Annotated in this window: 18 protein-coding genes; 10 read left to right on the top strand and 8 right to left on the bottom strand. The window is 41.2% G+C overall.

Annotated features, from left to right (window positions below):
* Positions 1–167: 167 nt before the first annotated feature.
* From IQ19_RS04840 to IQ19_RS04830, 3 genes are all read right to left on the bottom strand, one after another.
* Positions 168–1,007 (bottom strand): DegV family protein, encoded by an 840-nt coding sequence (locus IQ19_RS04840; RefSeq protein ID WP_144540438.1) that lies wholly within the window; start codon positions 1,005–1,007, stop codon positions 168–170.
* Between the two features lie 185 nt (positions 1,008–1,192).
* Positions 1,193–1,876: a response regulator gene (locus tag IQ19_RS04835; RefSeq protein ID WP_144540436.1), complete on the bottom strand. Its 684-nt coding sequence runs from the start codon at positions 1,874–1,876 to the stop codon at positions 1,193–1,195.
* Positions 1,877–1,924: 48 nt separating this feature from the next.
* The gene (locus IQ19_RS04830; protein WP_144540434.1) at positions 1,925–3,067 is read right to left on the bottom strand and encodes a sensor histidine kinase; all 1,143 of its coding nucleotides are present in this window, start codon (positions 3,065–3,067) and stop codon (positions 1,925–1,927) included.
* A 450-nt stretch (positions 3,068–3,517) separates the two neighbouring features.
* Here IQ19_RS04830 and IQ19_RS04825 point away from each other — a divergent pair, with 450 nt between their 5' ends.
* Positions 3,518–4,156, top strand: a complete 639-nt coding sequence (locus IQ19_RS04825) for a YigZ family protein (RefSeq protein ID WP_144540432.1) — start codon at positions 3,518–3,520, stop codon at positions 4,154–4,156.
* 117 nt (positions 4,157–4,273) lie between these two features.
* A complete protein-coding gene (locus IQ19_RS04820; protein WP_144540430.1) occupies positions 4,274–5,341 on the top strand; it encodes an LCP family protein in 1,068 nt (355 codons plus the stop codon).
* A gap of 151 nt (positions 5,342–5,492) precedes the next feature.
* Here the strand turns inward: IQ19_RS04820 and IQ19_RS04815 are convergent, their stop codons facing one another.
* On the bottom strand, positions 5,493–6,536 hold the full coding sequence (locus IQ19_RS04815; RefSeq protein WP_144540427.1) for a glycosyltransferase family 4 protein: 1,044 nt from the start codon (positions 6,534–6,536) through the stop codon (positions 5,493–5,495).
* 428 nt (positions 6,537–6,964) lie between these two features.
* Between IQ19_RS04815 and secA2 the strand changes: the two genes are divergently transcribed.
* Both secA2 and IQ19_RS04805 read left to right on the top strand, forming a co-directional pair.
* A complete protein-coding gene (secA2, locus tag IQ19_RS04810) occupies positions 6,965–9,316 on the top strand; it encodes an accessory Sec system translocase SecA2 (protein WP_144540425.1) in 2,352 nt (783 codons plus the stop codon).
* Between the two features lie 173 nt (positions 9,317–9,489).
* A complete protein-coding gene (locus IQ19_RS04805; protein ID WP_144540423.1) occupies positions 9,490–10,377 on the top strand; it encodes an accessory Sec system S-layer assembly protein in 888 nt (295 codons plus the stop codon).
* 428 nt (positions 10,378–10,805) lie between these two features.
* On the opposite strand, the gene IQ19_RS04800 is transcribed toward IQ19_RS04805, so the two are convergent.
* Positions 10,806–13,322: a phosphodiester glycosidase family protein gene (locus tag IQ19_RS04800; protein ID WP_144540422.1), complete on the bottom strand. Its 2,517-nt coding sequence runs from the start codon at positions 13,320–13,322 to the stop codon at positions 10,806–10,808.
* A 499-nt stretch (positions 13,323–13,821) separates the two neighbouring features.
* Here IQ19_RS04800 and IQ19_RS04795 point away from each other — a divergent pair, with 499 nt between their 5' ends.
* Both IQ19_RS04795 and IQ19_RS04790 read left to right on the top strand, forming a co-directional pair.
* The gene (locus tag IQ19_RS04795) at positions 13,822–15,267 is read left to right on the top strand and encodes an MBOAT family O-acyltransferase (RefSeq protein ID WP_144540420.1); all 1,446 of its coding nucleotides are present in this window, start codon (positions 13,822–13,824) and stop codon (positions 15,265–15,267) included.
* Between the two features lie 12 nt (positions 15,268–15,279).
* Positions 15,280–16,335 carry a hypothetical protein gene (locus IQ19_RS04790; protein ID WP_144540418.1) on the top strand — a complete coding sequence of 352 codons (1,056 nt, stop codon included), beginning with the start codon at positions 15,280–15,282 and terminating at the stop codon, positions 16,333–16,335.
* 56 nt (positions 16,336–16,391) lie between these two features.
* On the opposite strand, the gene IQ19_RS04785 is transcribed toward IQ19_RS04790, so the two are convergent.
* The 3 genes from IQ19_RS04785 to IQ19_RS28910 all read right to left on the bottom strand — a co-directional run bounded on the left by IQ19_RS04785 (position 16,392) and on the right by IQ19_RS28910 (position 18,914).
* Entirely contained in the window at positions 16,392–18,023 is a 1,632-nt protein-coding gene (locus IQ19_RS04785; protein WP_144540416.1) for a M14 family metallopeptidase, read from the bottom strand.
* Positions 18,024–18,103: 80 nt separating this feature from the next.
* Complete coding sequence (locus tag IQ19_RS04780; protein ID WP_144540414.1) at positions 18,104–18,463, bottom strand: hypothetical protein; 360 nt, start codon at positions 18,461–18,463, stop codon at positions 18,104–18,106.
* Positions 18,464–18,785: 322 nt separating this feature from the next.
* Positions 18,786–18,914, bottom strand: coding sequence for a hypothetical protein (locus IQ19_RS28910; protein ID WP_277875273.1), 129 nt, complete (start codon positions 18,912–18,914; stop codon positions 18,786–18,788).
* Between the two features lie 202 nt (positions 18,915–19,116).
* On the opposite strand from IQ19_RS28910, the gene IQ19_RS04775 reads away from it, so the two are divergent.
* The 4 genes from IQ19_RS04775 (at position 19,117) to IQ19_RS04760 (ending at position 24,473) form a co-directional block, all read left to right on the top strand.
* On the top strand, positions 19,117–19,995 hold the full coding sequence (locus IQ19_RS04775) for a helix-turn-helix domain-containing protein (RefSeq protein ID WP_144540411.1): 879 nt from the start codon (positions 19,117–19,119) through the stop codon (positions 19,993–19,995).
* Between the two features lie 208 nt (positions 19,996–20,203).
* Positions 20,204–20,866: a hypothetical protein gene (locus IQ19_RS04770; protein WP_144540409.1), complete on the top strand. Its 663-nt coding sequence runs from the start codon at positions 20,204–20,206 to the stop codon at positions 20,864–20,866.
* Positions 20,867–20,880: 14 nt separating this feature from the next.
* The gene (locus IQ19_RS04765) at positions 20,881–22,131 is read left to right on the top strand and encodes an efflux RND transporter periplasmic adaptor subunit (RefSeq protein WP_144540407.1); all 1,251 of its coding nucleotides are present in this window, start codon (positions 20,881–20,883) and stop codon (positions 22,129–22,131) included.
* A gap of 209 nt (positions 22,132–22,340) precedes the next feature.
* Positions 22,341–24,473 (top strand): 5'-nucleotidase C-terminal domain-containing protein, encoded by a 2,133-nt coding sequence (locus tag IQ19_RS04760; RefSeq protein ID WP_144540405.1) that lies wholly within the window; start codon positions 22,341–22,343, stop codon positions 24,471–24,473.
* The last annotated feature ends 402 nt before the right edge of the window (positions 24,474–24,875 follow it).

The following is a 24,875-nucleotide window of genomic DNA, read 5'->3' as shown; positions in this document are numbered from 1 at the left end:
TTTTTTTATTCTATTTGCAGGTTGGGGCATTCTATTTGCAGAATTTCCCCTTCTATTTGCAGGATTTCTGTATCTATTTGCAAAGTTCACCATTCACCTGCAGTCTTCCATCACCCCTTTCAAAAATCTGCGCCATCCTATCCAGAATGGCGCAGCCTGCATAACGATTACTTCTTCACCCAGCCAAACCCCATGGCGCCTTCGCCCAAATGAGTACCGATAACAGGACCAAAATAACTAATCATAAATTCAACATTTGGATAAGCGGCCGCAAGCTCTGCCTTCCACTCGCGGGCTTCTTCTTCGCGATTTGCATGGATAATGACTGCTTTATAGGGCTCGCCGCTTTTCACATCTTCCCAAAACAAATCCACCATACGCTTCATTGCTTTTTTACGAGTACGGATTTTTTCAAATGGAACAATCTTTTTGTCTTCAAAATGAAGTAGTGGCTTCACCTGCAGCAGGCTTCCGATCAATGCCTGGGCACTCGATAAACGACCCCCGCGCTGAAGATGTGATAAATCATCGACCATGAAATAGGCACGAATTGACTTCTTCATTTCTTCCAATCGCTCAACGATCTCCTGAGGGCCTTTTCCGGCCGCAGCCAGTTCAGCAGCTTCAAGTACATAAAAGCCCTGCACCATACAGCTGATTTCGGAATCAAACGGGAAGACCTGAATTTCTTCCACCATGCTTCCAGCGGTTAAGGCTCCCTGGAAAGTGCCGCTGATGCCGCTCGATAGATGAATCGAAACAACCGCGTCATAGTCCTTGGAAAGCTGCTCAAACAGCTCGGCAAACTGGCCAACCGGCGGCTGGGAGGTCGTCGGTAGCTCTTTATGCTTCACTTCTTCATAAAAGTCCGCTGCAGTGATTTCCACTTCTTCCTGATACGTTTCATTGCCGAAAATCACGCTAAGCGGAATCATATGTATATTTAACTTCTCTCTTAAATCCTTGGGGATGTATGCTGTACTATCCGTTACAACAGCCGTTTTCATAAATGGAGTTACCATCCTTATCTTTTTTCTCTACTAAATGTTCATGTTTCATTTTAAATGATCGTGTAAGAAATTGCATTAAGTTTAGATTAAGGGTTAGGCTCAGCAATAAGAACATTCGACAAATTTCGGGTGGTACCTGGCACCTAAAAAAACGGAATGGCGCTGCCATTCCGTTTTGTCCTTTATCGTACTTCTACCCAGCCATTCTTAATAGCGACAACAACAGCTTGTGTACGGTCGTTTACGTTCATTTTTTGCAGGATGTTGCTTACGTGATTCTTTACGGTTTTTTCACTAATGTAAAGTGCTTCCCCGATTCCACGGTTGCTTTTTCCGTCAGCCAAAAGCTGGAGGACTTCACATTCACGTCGCGTCAGCAAGTGAAGCGGACGGCGGATTTCAGGCTGTGAGTAGGTGTTTCCGCCACCGGCACTTACGGCTACCAGGCGGCGGTATTCGTTTACAAGGTTATGCGTTACCTTCGGATGAAGATAAGACCCTCCGTCTGCTACTACTTTAACAGCCTCTACTAATGCGTCTGCATCCATTTCTTTTAATAGATATCCGCTTGCTCCAGTTTTAAGTGCATGTGTAACATAGTTTTCATCATCATGAATGGAAAGGATGATGACTTTTGATTCAGGATGCTTTTCAATAAGCTGGCGAGTTGCCTCTACCCCATTTACATTCGGCATGTTGATATCCATGATTACTACATCAGGATTATATTCTTCCACGAGTGAGATGGCTTCCGTACCGTCATCGCCCTCTGCTACTACAGTAAATGATCTTTCAAAATCTAAAATGCGTTTTACCCCTTCTCTGAACAATTGATGGTCATCAATAATGACAATCTTCGTAGTCATTTCTTCGCCTCCCTAATTCCCTGTTAGTTGTTCTCTCTATTTATTAATCTACAAGCTCAAAGGTATTTGGATAATCACAATAGTGCCTTTGCCTATACTGGAATCAATGGAGATCTGGCCTTCGAGAAGCTCGACTCTCTCCCGCATTCCGATAATTCCAAAGGACTCTGCTTTTTTCTCCCGGATATCAAACCCTTTGCCATTATCTTTTACAATAACGACCACCCTTGTCTTATTAATCTCCATTTTTACAATAATTTCATTGGTATTTGCATGCTTTAAGGCATTTGTGACAGATTCCTGAATGAGTCTGAAAAGGGCAACCTCATATTGAGGAGGCAGCCTGACTTCTTCTCCCACATTGGCAAATTTAATTTTTGTCGTGCTGTGATATTCTTCGATCGTCTGCAGGTATTTTTTGAGGGTAGGCACTAAGCCCAGGTCATCGAGTGCCATCGGCCGCAGATCATAGATAATTCTGCGCACTTCATAAAGGGCACTTCTAACCATTTTTTTAAGGCTTTTAATTTCAATAATAGCCTCATCGCCGCCTCGTTCATTGTATACCCGCTCGATTAGGTCTGAACGCATCATCACATTTGCCATCATTTGGGCAGGGCCGTCATGAATCTCCCTGGATAGCCTCTTCCGCTCTTCTTCCTGGGCTTCAATGATTTTCAGTCCGAATTCCTGCTTCATTCTTGCGTCTTCAATAATCTCACCCATTTGCTTGAGATCACTTGTCAGGTAGTTCATGACAACAGAAATTTGTGAAACAAGGGACTCTGCACGTTCGATGGTTTCACTTACACCCAGCAGCCTTCTTTCGATATCGTCTCTGCGATCGCGGAGCTGCTTCTCTATCTGCCTGTTCATGGAAAGATCCATCTGCAGCTGATGGGCCTTTTCGTAAGCATCCCTTACTTCAGCCTCAGTGTAATCCTTGAAATGCATGCTGACTTCTGAAAGCCTCTTCCGGGCAAATCTTGTTTGAATATCAAGCTTGTCCCCTTCTTCAATCGTTTTAATCACCAGATGCTTGACTTCTCTAAGTTCCTCAGTCAGAGTTTCATGGTCTTTTCGGCATTGCTCCCCTATGCGAAAAATCTCATCCTTGCTCGTACTTACTGTGGTTATCATCTTTTGTAATATAAGGTCGAGAGTTTTTGTATCAAACTTTTTAATGTTCATGTAACAATCCTCCAAGGAGTGTAAAACCCCTGCTTGCTTTTCTACCACTATTTTAGCTTGAAACGGTGGGTTATACTATCTAATTAGTATGAAAACTATCCTTCAAAACCCAAAATTCGGTAAAAAGGCACAGACTTGAGATTCTCCTCTAGGTCCTATATCCTAGATAAGATGGATAAACCAAAAAATAAGAAAAATTAACTAGAGATTTTTATAGAAGACCGTCCAAAAAAACTATTCCAAAATAACAGCATATGTACTATCAGAATACAGATTATTATAACACGGGAAAAACCTGGCTATATTAAAGTTTCATTACAATCAGTTGAATTTCCTTTGCTGCGCAATATGTCGAATTATAATAAATACGGCGTATTCTATTAATCTGTGTGTATGACCAAAAATAATAATACACATTCAACGATAATAATATAGAAAGGAACGGATCGTATGCTGCCCCATTTTTACACTGTTAAGGGATATGGCGAAACAGAAATTATTATTCAAAAATCCAGGTTCATTGCACATGTGGCTAGAGCTGAAAATGAGCAAGCCGCACAGCAATTCATTGAAAAAATTAAAAAGGAACACTGGAGTGCCACCCATAATTGTTCCGCCTATCTGATTGGCGAGAATGATCAAATCCAAAAAGCAAATGATGATGGGGAGCCCAGCGGAACAGCGGGAGTCCCCATTTTAGAGGTATTGAAAAAAAAGAAACTAAAAAATACAGTGGCTGTAATAACCAGATACTTCGGCGGAATAAAATTAGGAGCAGGAGGGCTTATTCGGGCATATGGCAAAGCGGCATCTGAAGGGATTAAGGCAGCAGGCACCGTTGAAAGGGTGTTAATGAAAGTCATTCACACAAAAGTGGATTACACGTGGCTTGGGAAGCTGGAGAACGAACTGCGCTCTTCCTCATACACCCTTAAAGAAATTCATTACCAGGATAAGGTTGAAATCGAAGTGTTTGTTGCGGAAAGCGAAACGGAAAATTTTAAAGAATGGATGATAAGCTTAACAAACGGGCAGGGAGACATTTTTGAAGGGGAACTGCTTTATCTAGAAAAAGAGGTAAGCCTGTAAACCAGCCTATTTGCACGAAAATTCATTTTACGAAAATCCAAAACAAAGGTAAAATAGGAATTGTCTAAATTTATCCGAATTTGTAGATAACACTTTTTAAAAAGGAGAACAATGATTATGTCTGAAGGTAGACGTACCAATAAAATAAATAAAACAAAAAAGCGGCGAAAGCGGATCATTGCCTTTATTCTGCTCCCCCTTTTAATTATCACTCTAAGTGCAACAGCGTATGGTGCTTTCTTATACAATAAAGCTCAATCTGTCATTAACAAATCGTATCAGCCGGTTGAACGCGAAACCTCCAGGGATAAAGTTGACCCAAAGGATGAAAATACTTCCATCCTTTTTATTGGAGTGGATGACAGCAATGTCCGGAATTTTGAGGGCGGATCCCGTTCAGACGCTTTAATGTTGGCCACTTTTAATGAAAAAAGAAAATCAGTTAAGCTGCTGAGCATTCCGCGTGACTCATATGTGTTTATTCCAAAGCTTGGATATGACGATAAGATTACTCATGCACATGCGAATGGCGGTGTCGTCTCGACCATTGAAACGGTGGAAGGATTGCTTGATATCCCTATTGATTATTATGTGAAAATGAACTTCAATGCATTCATTGATGTAATTGACGCATTGGGCGGAATTGAAGCTGAAGTTCCATACACGATTAACGAGATGGATTCAAAAGATCGAAAAAACGCGATTCACCTTGATCCAGGCCTGCAGGAGCTCGATGGAGAGGAAGCACTTGCACTGGCAAGAACCAGAAAGCTGGATAATGATATCGAACGGGGAAAACGGCAGCAGCAGATTATAAAAGCCATTATGGGTAAAGCGGCTTCTGCTAAAGGAGTTACTAAATATGCCGATGTCATTGAAGCAGTAGGTGATAACATGACAACCGATTTATCGTTTGCAGAAATGAAATCGTTCATTGATTATGCAGCGGCAGGCACAAAACTAAATGTTGAAACATTATCATTGGCTGGCAGTGATGCCTATATCGATTCCATTTATTATTATCAATTGGACGAAGAAGAGTTAGAAAATGTAAAACAAACATTAGGCATGCATCTTGAACTTACAGACAACATGAATACAGCTGAAGTGAATGGCTATGAGGATTCACAGTATGAGGATTCACAGTATGAAGATCAAAATGAATCTGAATATGACGAACAGTAGTAGTAAAAAGCGTGTTCTTTGAGAACACGCTTTTTTTATTATGGAGGATAAAGTTGGCCAAGATTTTCTAAAGGGCGGCAGCATGCATTAATGGCTGTCAGCACCCTACACAAGCATTAAAAAACGGCTCTTGATCAAGAGCCGTTTCGAATTATGATTCTTTTTTCGTACCTACCATTTTGAGCAGAGGCTTGTATTCGTGATTTACCAGGCCGATTTTTTCAACAATTAGCTCGATTGACAAAATCAGAATCGCAATCACAAGTAAAGATCCCCACACAGTTGCCTGCGTTAATATGACTGCAGCCAAACCGAACATGGCAGCCATTGCATAAATAAGCAATACTGTTTGCCTGTGGGAAAAGCCCACTCTTAGAAGGCAATGATGTAAATGCGATTTATCCGGTGCAGATAACGGCTGTTTATTAACAATCCGTCTAATAATGGCAAAGAATGTATCAGAAATCGGAACACCGAGAATAATAACAGGGATTATCAGCGAGATCATTGTTACGTTTTTAAATCCAAGCAATGACAGAACGGCGATCATATATCCTAAAAACAGGGCACCGGTATCTCCCATAAATATTTTAGCCGGATGAAAATTGTAGAGAAGGAATCCTAATGTACTTCCAAGGACGACAAAGCCGATGCTGACTACAAACATGTCTCCCTTTAGAATGGCCATGCCGGAAATCGTAATCAAGGCAATGGAGGAAACCCCTGCAGCCAATCCGTCTAATCCATCGATAAGGTTAATGGCATTTGTAATGCCGACAATCCATAAAATTGTCAGAGGAATACTTAATGGTCCAAAGTTTAACTCTCCAAAAAATGGGATGTTAATATAATCTACATTTACTCCACCTAGTACAACCACTAGAGCTGCAGCAAGCTGTCCAAAAAGTTTAAATTTGGCAGAAAGCTCGATAAGATCGTCAAGGACTCCTGTAAGGATGATAATGATGCTTCCAATCAATATTGGCAAGAAGTATTCATCCTGGGGCCTCAGAACGAGCAATCCGATAATGAAGCTGATATATATAGCAAGACCGCCTAAGCGGGGCATTATTCTTTGATGAACTTTCCGCTGATTTGGTTTGTCTACTGCACCGATCTTAACAGCAAATTTTTTTACCAGCGGTGTAATAAGAATCGATGCAAAAAAACATATTAACAAGGTAAGGTAAACCATATGGACCTCCTCAGTCATTAGCATATCCAAAGTGTATTTTTTTTAAATTGACAAGTTCGTCTTCAGATTCAAATTATTAACATTCATCACATGGCGCATAGCATCTAGCAGTCTCTTAATATAGGATAAAACAAAAATCAATCTTTCAACTTCATTATTATATCTACTTATTTAAAAATTATCCACCCTAATTTTGCTTAAACCTTATTGTTACTAACTCCCCAGATTTTGATCATATTAAACTTTCTTTTCCCCCTTCTTAGACGCATTCCCTGGCTCTAAAGTTTCATGCTTACACGGAAAAACTACAAAAACCTTACGTTTCCTTTCATAATTTTCCATTTAATGAAACAATATAGTAAAGATTGCATTCTTTTGGTAAGATTAATTAATGTTAGAGATTACTAGAAATTAAGGGGCGTACTACCATGATCACGTTTCTGAAAAGAACAATAGGAGATACGAACGATAAACGCTTAAAAAAATATTACAAGCTTGTCGAAAAAATTAATTCACTTGAAAGCAAGTACGAGCTGCTTACGGATCAGGAATTAAAAAATAAAACAGAAGAATTTAAAAAGGCTCTGATGTCAGGCAAGAGCGTAAACGATATAAGAACAGAAGCTTTTGCAGTAGTGCGTGAAGCATCAAAACGTGTTCTTGGACAGAGACATTATGATGTACAGCTGATTGGCGGCCTTGTACTAACAGAAGGAAATATTGCTGAAATGCCGACAGGAGAAGGAAAAACACTTGTCGCTTCTCTGCCAAGTTATTTAAGAGCGCTCGAAGGCAAGGGCGTTCATGTGATTACGGTCAATGACTACCTTGCGTCCAGGGACAAGGAAAACATCGGCAAAATCCACGAGTTCCTCGGCCTTACAGTCGGCTTGAATGTCCCTCTAATGAGCCCCGAAGATAAGAAAAAAGCATATGAAGCAGATATTACATATGGCGTAGGGACGGAATTCGGGTTTGATTATTTACGCGATAATATGGTTAGAGATCCCCGTGAGCGGACTCAGCGTCCATACCATTTTGCCATCATTGACGAAGTGGACAGCGTGCTGATAGATGAAGCAAAAACGCCCCTCATTATCGCCGGCAAAATGCAGGCAAGCGCAAACCTTCATTATATAGGTGCAAGACTTGCCAAGCGTTTTAAGAAAGATATGGATTATATCTATGATGAAGAAACAAAAGCCACAAGTCTCACCGACGAAGGAATTGAGAAAGTTGAAAAGGCTTTTGGGGTTGATAACTTATATGAACTTGAGCACCAGACACTATACCATTACATGATTCAGGCTGTCAGGGCTCATGTTATGTTTGAACGGGATGTGGATTATATTGTCCATGAAGGCAAAGTCATGCTTGTGGATATGTTCACAGGAAGAATTATGGAAGGCCGGACATTAAGTGATGGACTTCATCAGGCCATCGAAGCAAAAGAAGGTCTTGAAATTACGGAAGAAAATAAAACCCAGGCTTCCATCACGATTCAAAATTACTTTAGAATGTACCCGCTCCTCTCCGGAATGACTGGCACAGCCAAAACAGAGGAGAAAGAATTTGAGCAAGTTTATGGAATGTCCGTAATCCAAATCCCTACAAACAAACCGAAACAAAGAATCGATCTTGAAGATAAAGTCTTTAAGTCAACACATGACAAATATTCAGCTGTTGTAGAAGAAGTAAAGGACAAACATGCAAAAGGACAGCCTGTGCTAGTTGGAACAACATCCATCCTGCAATCTGAAAAGGTAGCCAAATACCTGGACGAAGCGGGACTTTCCTATGAAATCCTGAATGCAAAAAGTGTAGAGCAGGAAGTGAATCTTATTTCCCTTGCCGGCCAAAAAGGTCAAATTACCATTGCGACCAATATGGCGGGCCGCGGTACAGATATTCTTCTTGGCGAAGGCGTCGCAGAACTTGGCGGCCTGCATGTCCTTGGAACGGAACGCCATGAAAGCAGACGTATCGACAATCAGCTTAAAGGCCGCTCAGGAAGACAGGGCGATCCAGGTTCTACCCAATTCTTCATCTCACTTGAAGATGATATGTTCCGAAGATTTGCTAAAGATGACCTTGAAAAACTCCAAAAAACACTGAAAGCTGATAAAGCTGGACTTGTTCAAAACAAGAAAATTCATGAGTTTGTTGACCGCGTACAAAGAATTGTGGAAGGCGCAAACTTCTCCATGCGCGAGTACAACTTAAAGCTGGATGATGTCATTAACGAGCAGCGCGGAATTATTTATACCTTAAGGAACAGAGTGCTTGAGCAGGAAGACCGATTCAAGCTCCTGATCCCGATGATCAAGGATGCCGTTGATAAAGAAATAGAAGAAACATGCCATGAAGAGGTTCTCCCGGAGGACTGGCCTGCATCCAAGCTGCTGGAAACGTTGAAGCTTCTCATTCCTAAAAAACAAATCTCCTTCCCTGAAGTAATCACTGATAAATCAGAGATAACAGATGCCATTCAGCCGGCACTTGAGGAGTACATCCGGGAGCTTGAGGCTCATACAGACAATGAGGGACTTCAGGCAGCTCTGAAATATTTAATGACTTCCATTATTGATAGCAACTGGATTCATCATCTGGAAGGCATGGCAAGATTAAAAGAAGGAATCGGCCTGCGTTATTACCAGCAGGAAGACCCAATGCGGATCTATCAGCGTGAAGGCCTTGAATTATTCACATACGCTTTCCATAAGATCCAGAAAACCACAGCCAGCCAATTAGCTGCCCTTCTAATCAAAGCAAACGAATAAGAAAAGCGCAAGCGCCTTGCCCACCCCCGTCTTGTGACCTCGAGGGGGTAGGCGCTCCTCCTAAAAGCTGTCGAAGCGTTCCTTGTGGAGCTGGACAGTTATCTAAATTCAACATTTATACTTTTTTACTTAGGCATAGAAGCAGCAGCAATAACTAAAAAGGAGAAAAAGCAATGCTTTCAATCTTCCGACGAAAAAACAGTGATAATGTAAAAAAATCAGGTTTGGACAGCAGTGTTTCCTCAGGCGAACTTTTAAATGAAACCGAAACATCTGCTGATGAAGAAATCGAAACTGAGCTTTCAATACACCCGGCCTGGAATATCCCATCTGAACAAATGTATGTTTTAAGATTTTTAAATAACGAATTGCAGCCGTTAAAACCAAATCAAATTTCCCTTTCAGGAATAGAAATGAAGGCTGATGGATCCGGTCTTGAGGTGACTGCCTTCGTACGCAACAGCCTGAACAAAGGGATCAAATTTGAGCAAGTGGGCCTGCTGCTAATGGACTCCGAGAAGCAGGTCATTGCACGCCATGAATTCTCCTTGAGCGAACTTGGCGAAATTCCGGGAAGAAGCAGCCGTCCATGGACGTTTGTCTTCCCTCCTTCTTCTGTTCAAAAAACAGAATTCTCTAAAGAAGACTGGACCATTGCCTTTGAACTTAAGAAGAAGCATTCTTTGGATCTTCACAGCACCTGGGAAAAATCCATTGCTGAAGAAGATAAAGAAAAACTGGAAAAGCTCCTGCAGAACATTCAGCCTCCTAAGGCGGGTGAAGTCAACTTTATGGGTCTTTCCGCCAAACTTGCCGATTCAGGAGATCTTCATGTCACCGTTTTAATTCGCAACGGACACGAGAAGAATATCCAGCTCCAGCAGCTTCCATTGCAAGTGGAAGACGCAACTGGCGAAAAGGTGGCCGGCGGAGGGTTCAAGCTTGAAGATTTCGAGGTTAAAGCCAACACATCAAAACCCTGGACGTTCATCTTCCCTTCCAGCCTCGTTACAAAGGAAAACCCGGATCTTTCCAAGTGGAAGGTTTATCCTTTGCAATAACAAGAAAAGCGCAAGGCGCCCGCCTATCGGCGACAAGCATAAGACGAGCCGGCTGAAAGGTTGTTCTTTAACCTTTTGGACGGATTGGCTTATGACCTCGAGCCGATGGCGCCTGGAGCTGGACAGTTATCGAAGTTCAAAGCTTATACTTTCTTTTCTCATCATAAAAAGATCAGCTCATCATGGCTGATCTTTTTCAATTTGAAATTCTTATGGCACCTTAATTTTCATCCGCCTGGTTGACGATATACTCAACATGTTGACGATATGGGGCCGCAGTTGATGATATTTTCCCAAATGATGATGATGTCCTCCTTCTCCAATAAAAAAGCATCCTAAATCCTCTGAGTTAGCATGCTTTTCTTCTATTATTGCCACCCTTTTTCGTATTCCCTTGCTGTTTTGACTAAAAAAGTCCATTTTTTGCTTTACTGAACCTTAAAACTCATAGAAAAGTCTTTCCTGAATGGAATCCCCATTATGGAACGGACATATTTTGTCACAACCAGCTGATAGGACTTGCCTGAAGCATATCCGGATGATGGCGCCCCCACTGCAGCAGATTTCAGGTCAGCGTTAATTTTAACTGAAACTGCCTGGCGCACGCCGTTCTCATCTTGGATATAGATATTTTCATTTGTAAAGGATGCCGGGTTAAGAGCTGTATTAAATTTGATGTTCCAGACTTTATCGGGCTTTACCGTCTTGGCATGAACATCAGCCGTAAAATATTTCTCATGATGAGGGAGCTCATAAACCGCCTGGAGATCATCAAGATAAAGGGTGCCTTTATCTTGATTTGATACATTCGGTTCAGTAATATAAACCCTGTCCAGCGAGATTGGATAACTTACGCCGGCTGGAATGTCAGCCTGGACATACTTCCAGCCTTTCCAGTTCAGTTTCCCATCTTCAGTAAAATTGACAGTCCATTCTTTTCCGGCGGCATCATATAATCTTCCACGGAGCCAGTGGGCTTGTCCGTCGCCATATACCCACATGCCAATTGCTTTTGGTTTGCCGGATAGAGCGATTCTTTTGGAAGATACGGCATATGACGCTGCGGTGCCTGATTGATTCCCTGTAAAATCATAGCTTAATTTTAACGATGCCGTTCCTTCTTTTTGATTGCTGTCACCCGAAACTCCCAATGAAGTTTTTGCCCTAATGCTTTCAGCTTTCCAGGCAGCAGGATTATCAAAGCGGCTGATCAGCTTTGGCTTATTGCTGACTGTTACAGGAACAGCCGCTTTTCCGGTTCCAAGCTCCGCAGTGATCACTCCGCTTTTTTCAGATGAAGCAGCTGTAAATAAACCTGTCTGACTTACGGTGCCAGCTTCCCCTGAAATAGACCATTTTATGTTGGAAGAATTAAAGACTAAGGGTTTTCCGGCTTCATCGTATGCCTTGACCGTCAGCTGCTGCTGATCTCCCTTTTGTATGTAAAGACTTTCCGGACTCACTTCAAATCTGTGAGGCGCACCTGCAACCGTAACCGGCACCTTTACCTGGGCTTTTCCATATTTAATGGTTACATTGGTTTGACCTTCTTTAAGTGCTATAAAATTTCCATCCTCGATTTTGCCTATCGTGCCATCTGTACTGTATTGAACCTCTTCTGCCTTTATTGGAATCAGGTTATTGTAGCTATCCAGTGCATCCGTGATTTTAAATGAAACCGATGCACCAATGGCGATCTTCCCTTCGACAGCCTGTTGAGCTTTAAAGGCAACAGCCTGTCCATACGGAGCGGTGCTGATTGCCTGCAGGATGGCAGAGACGCTTCTTTGTCTTCCGTCTGAAGGCTTATTTACTAAGGCAGCATAACGGTTGCCAGGATATCTGACTGCCATCGTTGTAGATCCCCCGCCATCCAGATTAAGAGCCTGATAGGCTCCCAAGCTTGCCAAATAGCCGGCAAACTCCTTTAGCGTCATCCCTTCACTGAATCCTGGCATACGCCCGTCAACGGTTACATAAAATACTTTCGTCCCTGTTGAATCCACCGCTACAGCTGTACGCGGTTCTCTGTATGCTGCACGCGGGCTGGAAGGATCTATCGTCATATCCAGCTTCCCTTTTTGCACGAGCAAAGGTCCGCTTGCCAGCATAAAATTTGAATTCCTCCATTTTTCATCTGTATCTATTTTAACGGAAAGCGGATCGCCTATTTTCAGATCTCTTATTTGGTCCACTTTTGTCCCATGCGCAGAAATAACAAAGCCATCTTTTGGAATGATGGAACTGGAGACGGTTCCGTATGGCCTAATGGCAGCCACAGTTCCTGATATTTCATCTCCGAAACTTGCACCAGGATCCAAATTCCTGTTTAAATTTCTAACAACAATCTCCAGCCCAGTTTCGTTTGTCCTGGTATTGCCAAACCGAAAGCTGCTGGTAAACAGGATGCTCTCATTTGGATTCCTTTGCCGATTAAAAGAATCAAGCTGATAGGTTCTATTATGATGGGTTAAAGTGATATTTAAATGAAACTTATCGATTAATGCCTTCCCATCTTTATTCACTCCAAAAGCTGCAGGAGTGTGCATAAATCCGTTATCAAGTGCCGATAGAGCTCCCAGGGATTCGATTTTGTTATTGGATGCAAGCAGGTAGGCGGGATTTCCGTTTTCTATATGAAAAAATGAAGCGTTTACAGCTCCCACCACATGATGCTTCTCAAAGGTATTCATTTTTGCCAAGGAAGTGACAGGTGCCAGCTGGGTAATGGGTGAAGAAATTCCATATCCTACAGTGGTGTACGGATCAAGCAGGTTGACATTTAAGATACTGATAGACTGCTTTTTATTTGAAACGATGGTATTTTTCTTTTCCAGCTTGACGCCAGGTGTCAGGTTTACAGTGCTATCCGCAGATGCAGCAGAACCAAACAAGCTTTGCAGACACAGAAAACAAACAACAGCCGACATGATGGCTTTCTTCATTGGTGGTATACAACCCCTAACTTTAAATATATGAATATACCAAATTTGCAAAATTTGGCTATCTTTTCAATTATACCGTAAACATAAATGGAACCAAGACTATTTTCATAGATTTCAAACATATTTTTACATAAAAAAAGGTACCCGCTTAAAAAAGCGGGTACCTTTTTTTCCGGCCTGCGACCAACCATCGCCCATAATTTATCGCCAACAAAACGCGGAAGATGTATTACATTTTTTATTTTAACACATAAGAGGTTTTATACAAGATGAAAAATATGAAAATTTTTCTTGTTTTGGATAATTTATGTCCAATTATTTTTCTGATGCCGCTAAATAAAATCATGCCTGATTTACTAGTAAAAATTACCCTTGGAATTCTTTGTATTTATCACCATTGATTAAAACGAAGCTTGTATTGTCACTATGAAACTTGTATAGTATGATTTATTTGGCAATCAATAGGGTTGCCATTTTAAATTAGCGGAGGAGATTCTCTTTGATCTTTAATTCTTTTGAATTTATTTTTATGTTTCTCCCAATTGTCTTTGTGCTCTATTATTTATTCAATAAAATAAATTTCACACTTTCAAAGATATGGCTGCTTCTTAGTTCGCTGTTCTTTTACAGCTGGTGGAATCCGAGTTATTTGCCATTGATTTTATCTTCACTGCTGGTCAACTTTTTTATCGGCACCTATCTCGGAAAAATCAAGAAGATTGGACAAAAAAAGCTGCTTCTTACGATTGGAATTATCTTTAATGTCTCGCTTCTGGGCTATTTCAAATATTACGATTTCTTTGTAACGAACTTGAACATTGCTTTTAATACCAATTTCAATGTTCTTCATTTGATCCTGCCATTGGCGATCAGCTTCTATACTTTTCAGCAGATTGCCTATCTGGTAGACTCTTACCGAAATGAAACAAAAGAATATAATTTCCTGAATTACGCTTTGTTTGTCAGCTTCTTCCCTCAGCTGATTGCAGGGCCGATTGTCCATCATAGCCAGGTTATGTCCCAGTTTGATAATAGCCATAACCGCAAAATCAATTATAAAAACATTGGTCTTGGATTATTTGTCTTCTCAGTCGGATTATTTAAGAAGGTCGGCATTGCCGATACGTTTGCCGTATGGGCAAACAAGGGCTATGGCATGTATGAGAACCTGACCTTCGTGGATTCATGGATGACCTCTCTTGCTTATACGTTCCAGCTGTACTTTGATTTCAGCGGCTACTCCGATATGGCGATCGGGGCAGGATTATTATTCAATATTGTCCTTCCAATGAATTTCAACTCGCCATATAAGGCTTTAAATATCCAGGATTTCTGGAGAAGATGGCATATCACCTTATCTGGATTTTTAACGAAATATATTTATATTCCTTTGGGTGGAAACCGCAAAGGCCCAATCCGTACGTATATAAATATCCTGATCATTTTCTTTGTGAGCGGCTTTTGGCATGGCGCAGGCTGGACATTCATTGTCTGGGGATTGATGCATGGATTTGCAAGCGTGGTGAACCGCCTTTGGTCCAAAGCAGGCTTCACGATGAACAAGCTGCTGGCCTGGTTTATCACTTTCAACTTTGTTAATGCAACATGGGTATTTTTCAGAGCTCCCTCCTTTGATGTGGCCATTGAGGTGCTTAAAGGAATGGCCGGTTTGAAAGGTTTTGCCCTGCCGGCAGAACTGAGCGAATACAGCTTTATTCAACAATTGACAAGTGATTTTTACCAATACCCTCTTGATGAAGGTTTCATCAAGCCTGCTCTTATCACGTTGATTGGTTTCATGGTTGCAGTGTTTGCCAAAAACTCACTGGAGTTAAAAGAAACCATAAAGCCGAACTGGACTTACGCCATTTATGTCTCTGCCCTTATTGTTTATTCTGTATTCCAGCTGCAAAAAGTCACTGAGTTTCTATACTTTAACTTCTAAGGTGGAATATCCATGAATTATAAATCGTTTGTAATGAAAATTATGGCAATGGTACTTGTATGCGTTGCTTCAGTTGGATCCTTTATCTTCTATATGGATCCGATGTGGACATTTGGCCATCATCATCAAAATAACGATGTCCAAACGGTTATTAATGAACGCCAGCAAAAGACAAACCGCATACTGTTCCAGCCTTTCCCTTATGACACACTGTTATTGGGAAGCAGCCGTACCACATATATAAACCAGAATGACTTTAAAAATATGAATGTCTATAATTTTGCAGTCAGTAATGCTTCTATCCAGGAATATAATAGTTTGATAGAGCTGGCCAAGAAAAAGCGCGGCAAAGAATTTGACCGAATCATAATTGGGCTTGATTTCTTTAAATCAAACATCAAGGAAAGCAGCGCAAAAAAGTCAATGAACCAATATATTACCGCTGCCAGTGAACCTTTTTACCGTTACAAAAACCTGCTATCCATGGATCTTCTTGAATATTCCTGGCAGAACTTTAAAATGTCCAAAGAAAACAAGGTTCTTGAAGAGCGAAATTATAACCGCAGCAACGTGGCCAATGCAAAGGCCGTTGATCCTGAATTAATGGAAAAGCAAACTGAAGCCAAGATTCAAAAATTCCGTGAAGTATTTTATGGGGATACGTATGAATATAACCCCGAGTATAAAGAGGTACTCTCACAGCTGAAGAAAAATAACCCAAATACGGAGTTCATCGTGTTTACAACACCCATATCCAGCCCGTTATTTGAGGCCATGGTTGAAGAAGGAAGGCTGCCTGACTATGAAACGTGGCTGAAGGATGTAACAGAAGTGTTTGGCGGTGTATACAATTTCATGTATCCTAACTCTGTTACAGAAGATCTTGAAAATTACTTTGACGGGCACCACTTCTACCCGGAAGTCGGCAAACTGATTGCACAAAGAATCAGTCAGGGCAATAGCTCAACTCTGCCGTCAGACTTCGGCACTTACGTCAGTGGCACTGAGCTTGCCGCCCACCTAAAAGGCATCCGCAAAGAAAGCGAGCCCCTGCTTGTCAATAGATAAAGGAAATCGTATACATTAAAAACCGCCTGCCTGACATAGCTCCGCAGGCGGTTTTTTTAATTAATGTATTGCGCTTCCTTGGCCATCAAGATCCCAATAGAGTAGTTCTTTTTCCAGATGCTATCAAAGTAGGATACCGGCACCGGTCTGTTCCCTACATATGGAGAAATTTCCGGTGTAAAGCCCGGTCTTCTTTCATTCTGGATAAACCAGTCGGTAAAGCCCCCGCCGCTCGGATTTCTCATAGGCGGAACTAGGGAGTATCCTGTCTTGGCTGAAATCTTCTTCGCGAGTGCCTTATCCCTTTGAAGGGCAGAGTACCCTTGATGGAAATGCCAATAAAGAATTTCACCGGAGGAATGGTAGGCGACCGCTGTTTTAAAATCATGAGCAAGTGTAAAGTCTGCCACCGCCTTTGCTTCCGGCTCGCTTAAAGGACGAAGGCCCTTATAGTTTTGCGGGCCAGGCTTTCCGGGATCGCAGCAAATATTCGGCCAGTCAGCCGGGTATTGGCGGTTGAGGTCCACTCCGCGGATATTGGCTTTCCAAGCCGAAAAGTCTGTTTTATACCCATTAAGCTTTAACACATAATCCGGATTCTTAGCAGTTTTGTGCCCTCTTTGGACAAGAGTCACTCCATCCGGATTGACCATCGGTACAAACCAGATGCTTGTTTCGTTAAGAATTTGCCTAACATTAAAACCATCCAGCGTTTTATTGCGCAGATACGAATAAGCATAGGCATCAATCATTTCCATGACAAGATTGGTTGTCATATGTTCCCGTGCATGATGGGATGCGTTCACAAAAACCTCTCTTTTGCCTTTGCCCAGTTTTAGCGCATACAAATTTCGCCCATCCACTGACTTTCCGATGATTTGGATTTCTGTCAGATCAGCATACCAAAGGCGGATATCCTTCAAATCCCTGATCATTTGTTCGTATGTATACGTTTTTCTTGGATCAACAAAATTGCCTGTATATCTGTTAACATCGCTCTTTTTCACATATGCGCGCCGTCCGGCAATATTGACTATGTAATAATCTCTATATGCTTCAAGTGCCTGAACTTCAATCTTCTTTTCCATCCTGGCCATCGGCTGCAATCTGCCGTTATGGGAATAATAGAAGTTTGTTACATTTAAAGAAATCAGCCTGTTTGTAAATGTACTGCCCTTCACCACTCCATTTGGCAATGTGCCGCTTAATACCGGATCCGTTTCGGATTTTAACACATAGCCTGTAAAAGAACTGAATTGGATAATATGATAATTCCCTTCCTCGCCAACTCTCTTAAAAACCTGTCCGGACAAAAGTCGCGCTCTCTTTACAAGCTTTCCATTTTCCTTCCGCAAAACAGCTGCATCTGTGTTTGCTTTAAATACCTTAATATCATTGTAATAATCCCAGCTTGTCGCCGGCTGCACATATTCCTTCAGAATCAGCGCTTTCTGGTTATTGGCACTGACATAATATCCAGTTTCCGCAGGCTCTGTTACCTGGTATACTGTTCCGGCGGCAGCAGGCTGCCTTCCGATTTCATTGCCCTCCCCGTCAACCAGGATTAACTCCGTTTGGGCAGTCACTTTGATATACTCAGGAGCTGTTTCACTCGCTAAGCCTATAGGTGCAAAAAATAGAAGCATAAATAATGACATAAAAACAATAAAGCTTAATTTCCCCTTCAATCTTCCTCCCCCTCTCCCTACTTATCTTAAATACTTCCATTTCCTAAATCTAGTACTTTTTACAGAAAAAAAACGCCAATTTAAACTGGCGCTTCCGTTTCCATATGAAATATCTGCATCTGCTGCTGATACATGAATTTTTTTATGCCAATAATCTTTAAGAATTCCAGAATCTTTCTAAAAGAGGCCCGCTTGTACTCTTCCACAATTTGAAATTCCTTAAAATACGCAATGGTGCTTTGCAAATCCTGGCTCTTGCCGGACATGGCGGAGAAATTGAATTCTTTCATCCCGTTCCTGGCTGTTAAAAAGGCTTCTGAACATGTGCATATGACTGCTTCGCCAATCTTTTGATGCCCATTTTTAAAATGAAAAGAAAAAATAATTGAACATTCCTCTTCTTTAAAGGAGGGCAATACTTTCATTTCAACCTCGTTCATTTAATCACCTCTTCATCAGGATTAAATTAAAGATACCAAATTTGAAGAAAACGTGAATTTTTGATTATGAAGTGAATTCAGCAGGAAGGAATCCTTTATTTCGATGTAGAACCTATTTATAGACAAAAATATAACTTTAGGCATATTTCAATAAAAATTCCTCATTCAATGGATCTGCTTATATAGTCAGAACTCCCTAGTGTTTTTGGATCAAAAAAAGATCACCTCTTATTCAGAGGTGACAAATGGAGATTAATAAGATATGGTTCGTAAAGCTGATAAACATAATGGGAGAAACTACCCATAAATATAAAAAATGATTTTAGTGAACAGATGGAAGTTCAAGTGTGCGGATTCCGCCTTGATCCTGACCTGCAGCACTAGCCGATGCTCCGGCAAAACCTAATACCAATGTAACTACTGCTAAAACAGCCAAAATTCTTTTTTTCATAACACAGGCCCCCTTAACTTAATAAATTCAAAGTAATTTAATAATAGTAATATGCTTACAGTCCTATTTAACCATATTTTTAAAAATGGCAAATTCGCTTTAAAGCAAGGTATAACGTTATTTTCCTATAGAAATCTTCAAAATAAGCAATCTAGCAGGAAAAAATATAACTCTAGGCATAATTTTAAGGGGGAGATAGGATATGAATTTCTCGGCAATTGGCGATAAGATTAAAGAGCTTAGAAAATTAATGGGACTTTCCCAAAGCGAACTTGCACACGGCATATGCACACAGGCTCAAATCAGCAAAATTGAAAAGGGTGATGTGTTTCCTTATGCGTCCACTCTATATTTAATTTCTCAGCGATTAGGCGTCGATGTAAACTACTTTTTTGACATTGGCACAACGCCCCGGATCGATTATGTCCAGGAAGTAAGCAGACAGTTAAAGCTGGCTAGAAGAAACCTGGAATATGAGGAGATTTACCAAATTGTCAAAACGGAAGAAAAAAATGCCCTCTTCCTGCAAAACCGGAAAAACCTGCAGCTTTTGTTATGGCATAAAGGCATTTATGAATACCACCTGAACAAAAATGTATCAAAAGCTTTCAAGCTTCTGGATGATGCCATTCAGCTTACACATGATAAAGTCTGGTCAGAACGGGAAATTGAAATCTCCCTCAGTAAGGGCATCATTCTATTTGAGGAAGAAAACCTTGATGACGCCCTGTCAATTTATGAACCTGCAAAGGAACAATTGAAACTGCTCCCCTATCTGCAGGATGATACAATCAAATCCCGGCTGTATTATAATCTCGCTCGAACCTTGACCCGGCTCGGTAAGCTGGACCAGTCTATCCGTTATTGCAAACAGGCCATTGATTATTGTATCGAACGAGACAATTTATACTTACTTGGCGAGCTGCACTACCATGTCGGCTATAACTATGAACTGAAAAAGCAAATTCAGATAGCAAAATCCTATATGGAGAAAGCGCTAATTATTTTTGAACTGCAGATGGACGAAAAATATATTCAATTTATTAAAAAGAAAATAAGCACCTGGGACGTAAAGAATTAGGCATCACCGCCTCTATTAAATAGAGGCGGGCTTTTTTTGTGTTTCTTATCCCCACCGTAAACCGACCGTATCCTTCAGGGACAAAAGTCCTGTTTCTATTATTTTACATTCCAATTCATGGCATAATATGTGCCATTTTGTCAGTTTTTAAGTTAAAATAAAGATTGTTGCATTTTTGTCATTCTATCTTAATACTGGAGGATTTTTCATGATCTATCAGGTCCGCCTTTTAAAGGGACTGCTGCATCCTAACAATGCTCTCTATCAGCTTGATAAAGCCGAAGAAATCAGAAATTATCGCATCAGAGTGTTAATGTTATTTTTATCCAGTTTGATTATTTTTACAGCCAGCGCCTTTCTCGGAATAGGCACTGAAATCATATCGAGAGAATTGACCAATTCTTCAGCTGGGGACTTCGAAACGAGAAAGCTATTATTCTTGGCTGGCCAGATCCTCTGGTCTCTTGTATATACTGCGATCATGCTATACATTCCGGCAGCATTTTTCTGGGCGTTGACAGACATCCCCTTTATTAAAGTGCTTGTTATCCAGATGTTTGCTGTTTCCGTTCTTTTAGCAGAAAAAGCCCTGCAGGTGCCCTTCTTTTGGAAGCTCGGCCTTGACAAAAGCTCTTCCCCATTCTCTCTGGGACTTATTGCACAATATTTGACAGACCATACATTAATCATTTATTTCTTTGGGCAACTATCCATTTTTAGCCTTTTTGTATTCTACATTCAATATAAAGGGCTAGTATATATTTCTGATAGAAAACGAGGAAGAATTTTTATGTATGTACTGCTCATACATATGACATTCTGGTTAATTTCTTCTTTCCTTTCATTTATAAAATTTGAGAAGCTTTTATAAAGGTGTTGAATAAGATGAAAAAATGGACGCTCGCGGTATTGGGTGCTTCTGTAATTGCTCTGATTGCCTGCAATTTTTTTCTGATCCTCAAAGACGACAGCAAAATCGCACGATCTGCATATGTGGACCGGTGGCAAGCAATCGGCAAGGGAGATTTAAAAGAAAGCCTTAAGACAGAGGGCGTAGTTACATCCTCTGAAGAACATTATGTTTATTTTGATGAAGACATCGGCTCCTTTAATCAATTTCTTGTAAAGGAAGGGGACACAGTTAATCCTGGTGATGCTCTATTTGAATACGATTCTTTCAATATAGAGGCAGACAAACGAAATATGGAAGCCAATTTGGATAAAGTCGAAGACCAAATAGACAGCCTGGAAGATCACATTGATGAGCTTCGCAGTTTCATTTCGGTTATTGAATCGAAAGGAACATACAATAACACTAATGACTTGGATAACAGTAATCATTCAGAATCCATGAATTTGGTTTACAACTCTGTTGTAGATGTAGAAAGAGAAATCTACAATAAGGAGCTTGAAAAAGAGCTGCTGGAAAAAGAAGCGGATCTACTCGAAAAACAGATTGATAATATGGATGAACAATCGAGCAGACTAAAAGTCTCAAGCAATGTTGAAGGAATGGTCACAAAAGTAAATGCCGATTTAAACAACCCGGTCATAGTGATTAAATCATCCATTCCAGCTGTGAAAGGGCTGCTTGATGAAAAAGAATTAACCATAGTGGAAACCGGGATGCCCGCCCTTATCTATCCAACAGTGATCAATGAGAGATTAAAAGGGTTTGTTTCCAAAGTACTCTCCTATCCAGAGGAGGAGCCTTCCCTTGAGGAAGAGAGCGTATACCCCTTCTATATTGAATTGGAAGGCGACAATAAAGACCTTCACCCTGGGGCCCACACTGGCCTTACAATCATTACAAATGAAATTAAAGACGCTGTCATTATTCCTGCAAACACAGCGAAAAAGCAAAAGGACAACACTTATGTCTATGTAATAACAGAAAGCGGCAAATTGGTTAAGCAAAAAGTGAAGCCAGGGATTACCGTAAATAAAAAGCAGCAAATAAAAGAAGGACTCGAAGGAAATGAAATCCTGGCCATCTTCCCTTCTTACCCAAGGCAATTCGCAGAGACCGACTTTATTACCCCTATTAAAACAAAGAATTTCAGCAAAAAATCATTTAAAAGCCTGACAAGGAAAGAAGTTCTGAAATACACCTTAACAGGTTTCATCCGCAGATAATCCAGTGAGGAACAGCTTTATGGCAGCTGTTCCTCTTTCTATGTAAAAAAAACGTGAAAATTGTAAAAATATATTAATCTATCTGACAATTAGCTGGGTTTAATTGTTATAATGTTGATGGGTCTAAGTCTCTATCACTATCAATCTAATCAAATATATACATATCTTTACCTAATGGCCCTAAACCGGTAATAATGAGGAGGAAAACAATGGAAAACAAAAAGATCTACCGCAAGTTTATTAGCACTGCTGCCGCTGCAGCATTAGTAGCCTCTGCCATCGCGCTTTCTGCATCTGCGGCTTCCAAATTTACGGATGTACCTGAGCGCTATCAGGATGCCGTTGACTTTTTAGTTTCTAATGGGGCCAACGGTATTACATCTACTTCTTTTGGCACAGACCAAAACATCAAACGTGTGGATGCTGCTATCCTGGTTGCTAATGTTCTAGGCCTGAATACAGAGAACGCTCCTGCTTCCGGTTTCACAGATGTACCGGACCGTGCTGCGGGTGCTGTTAATGCCCTTAAAGAAGCAGGCATCACTAGCGGAAAGACAGCCACTTCTTTTGGATCCCAATCCTCCATTACCAGAGGCGAACTGGCTGTCTGGATTAAAAAGGGCTTTAGCTTAAAAGGTTCTACTGACCTTGAATTCACAGATGTAAATGAGCGTTACGCGAAGGCAGTCGAAGCTTTAGTTGCAAATGAAATTGCACAAGGAGTAGCTTCCGGCAAATTTGGGGTTGCACAAAATGCGAAGCGCGGAGATTTTGCAATCTTCCTTCATCGCTCAGATGCAGCGAAAGGATTCTATGAACTTTCAATCATGCACACAAATGACACACATGCGAATGTTGCAAGTGCTGCGAAACGTGTAACAGCTGTAAAAGAGTTCCGTGCACAAAAGCCGGACGCTTTATTGCTTGATGCCGGCGATGTCTTTTCCGGAACTCTATATTTCAATGAATTCCTGGGACAAGCAGATCTTGAGTTTATGAACTACTTAAACTATGATGCTATGACATTCGGAAATCATGAGTTTGACCTGGGAGCCAGCGATGAGGGCCATCAGGCACTGGCTGATTTTGTCACGAATGCCAAATTCCCATTTGTAAGTGCGAATGCTGATTTCTCTCAGGATTCTCTATTTGATGGATTATTTGATGGGGGAACCATTGCCGAAAATCCTGAAGACGGAAAAATCTACAATGCGATTATTAAAGAGGTTCATGGCGAAAAAGTCGGTATTTTTGGATTAACAACAGAAGAAACAGCTGAAATCTCCAGCCCAGGTTCAGTTGTATTTACAAATTATATCGAAGAAGCAAGAAATTCAGTTGAAATGCTTGAGGCTCAGGGAGTCAACAAAATTATCGCCCTTACTCACCTTGGCTACGATGACAATGTTGAATTCGACAATGACCTTGAATTAGCTAAGCAAGTGGAAGGCATCGATGTGATAGTAGGCGGACATACCCATACGAAATTATCTGGTCCTTCCTTCATTACGGAGGGCAAAACAGAACCAACGGTCATTGTACAGGCAAATGAATACGGCAAGTTCCTTGGTACATTAAGCGTTGACTTTGATGAAAACGGAAAAGTGACAGCTTATGAAGGCGAGCTTGTTGATATAGCTGCTAAGCTGGAAGATGCAGAAGCAGCAGCGATGCTTGCGCCATATAAAGAGCAAATCGAAGCACTGCAGAAGCAGTCTATCGGAGTTTCTGCCGAGGTCAGCCTGGATGGGGAACGTGCAGATGTACGTACAAAGGAAACAAATCTAGGAAACTTGATTACTGACGGTATGCTTGCAAAAGCAAAAACAATCACCCCTGCTACAGTCATTGCAGTCACAAACGGCGGAGGCATCCGTGCATCCATCGATGAAGGCGACATTACACTAGGTGAAGTGCTTACTACTATGCCTTTTGGAAACACTCTGGGAATTATGAACCTGAAGGGATCAGAAATTGTGCAAGCATTAGAGCATAGCGTTAGCCAGGCTCCTAATGCCAGCGGTGCATTCCTGCATGTTTCAGGCCTTAAATTCGTCTATGACAGCTCAAAGCCTGCATATGACCGCGTAGTATCTGTTGAAGTAAAAGATAGCGAAGGCAACTATGCACCAATCGATGAAACAAAGAATTATTTTGTAGCTACGAACACATTCACCGCTAAAGGCGGCGATGGCTATGACGTATTTAAAAAGGCTTATGAAGAAGGCCGTGTAAGTGAGCCAGGATATGTTGATTACGAAATGTTCGTAGATTATCTGCAGCAGTTCGAAACAATCAATCCAGCTGTAGAAGGACGCATCACAGACGAAGCAGCAAACTAATATTCTCAAGAAAACGGGGATTCTTTCCCCGTTTTTTATTTGGCGTAAATTACCACCATTTCTACCCTCTTAAAAACGGCTCCCAGCGGGTATACTATAAATAGACTTAGGTTGGTAAGCCATTGTAGTCTCCCTTTTCCGTTGGAAAGGGTTTTTTTGTCTAAGTAAATCGTTTTATCAATGAAATGATGGATATCTAAAAGAAAGGCTCTTTCTAAAAGATTGTTGTTTTTAAATAGGTTTTGTGATTGGAAACAAATGATAGACAAGTTGGTTGATTGGAGCGCAAGGTGCGAGACTCCTGCGGGAGTAGTGGGACAGGTGAGACCCCACAGGCGCTGCGCGCCGAGGAGGCTCACCGCCCGCCCCGCGGAAAGCGAGCATCCTGGAGCGGAAATCAAC

The organism is Cytobacillus oceanisediminis (assembly GCF_007830235.1).
GTDB classification, from domain to species: domain Bacteria; phylum Bacillota; class Bacilli; order Bacillales; family Cytobacillaceae; genus Cytobacillus; species Cytobacillus oceanisediminis.
This window is presented reverse-complemented; position numbering and strand designations above follow the sequence as displayed.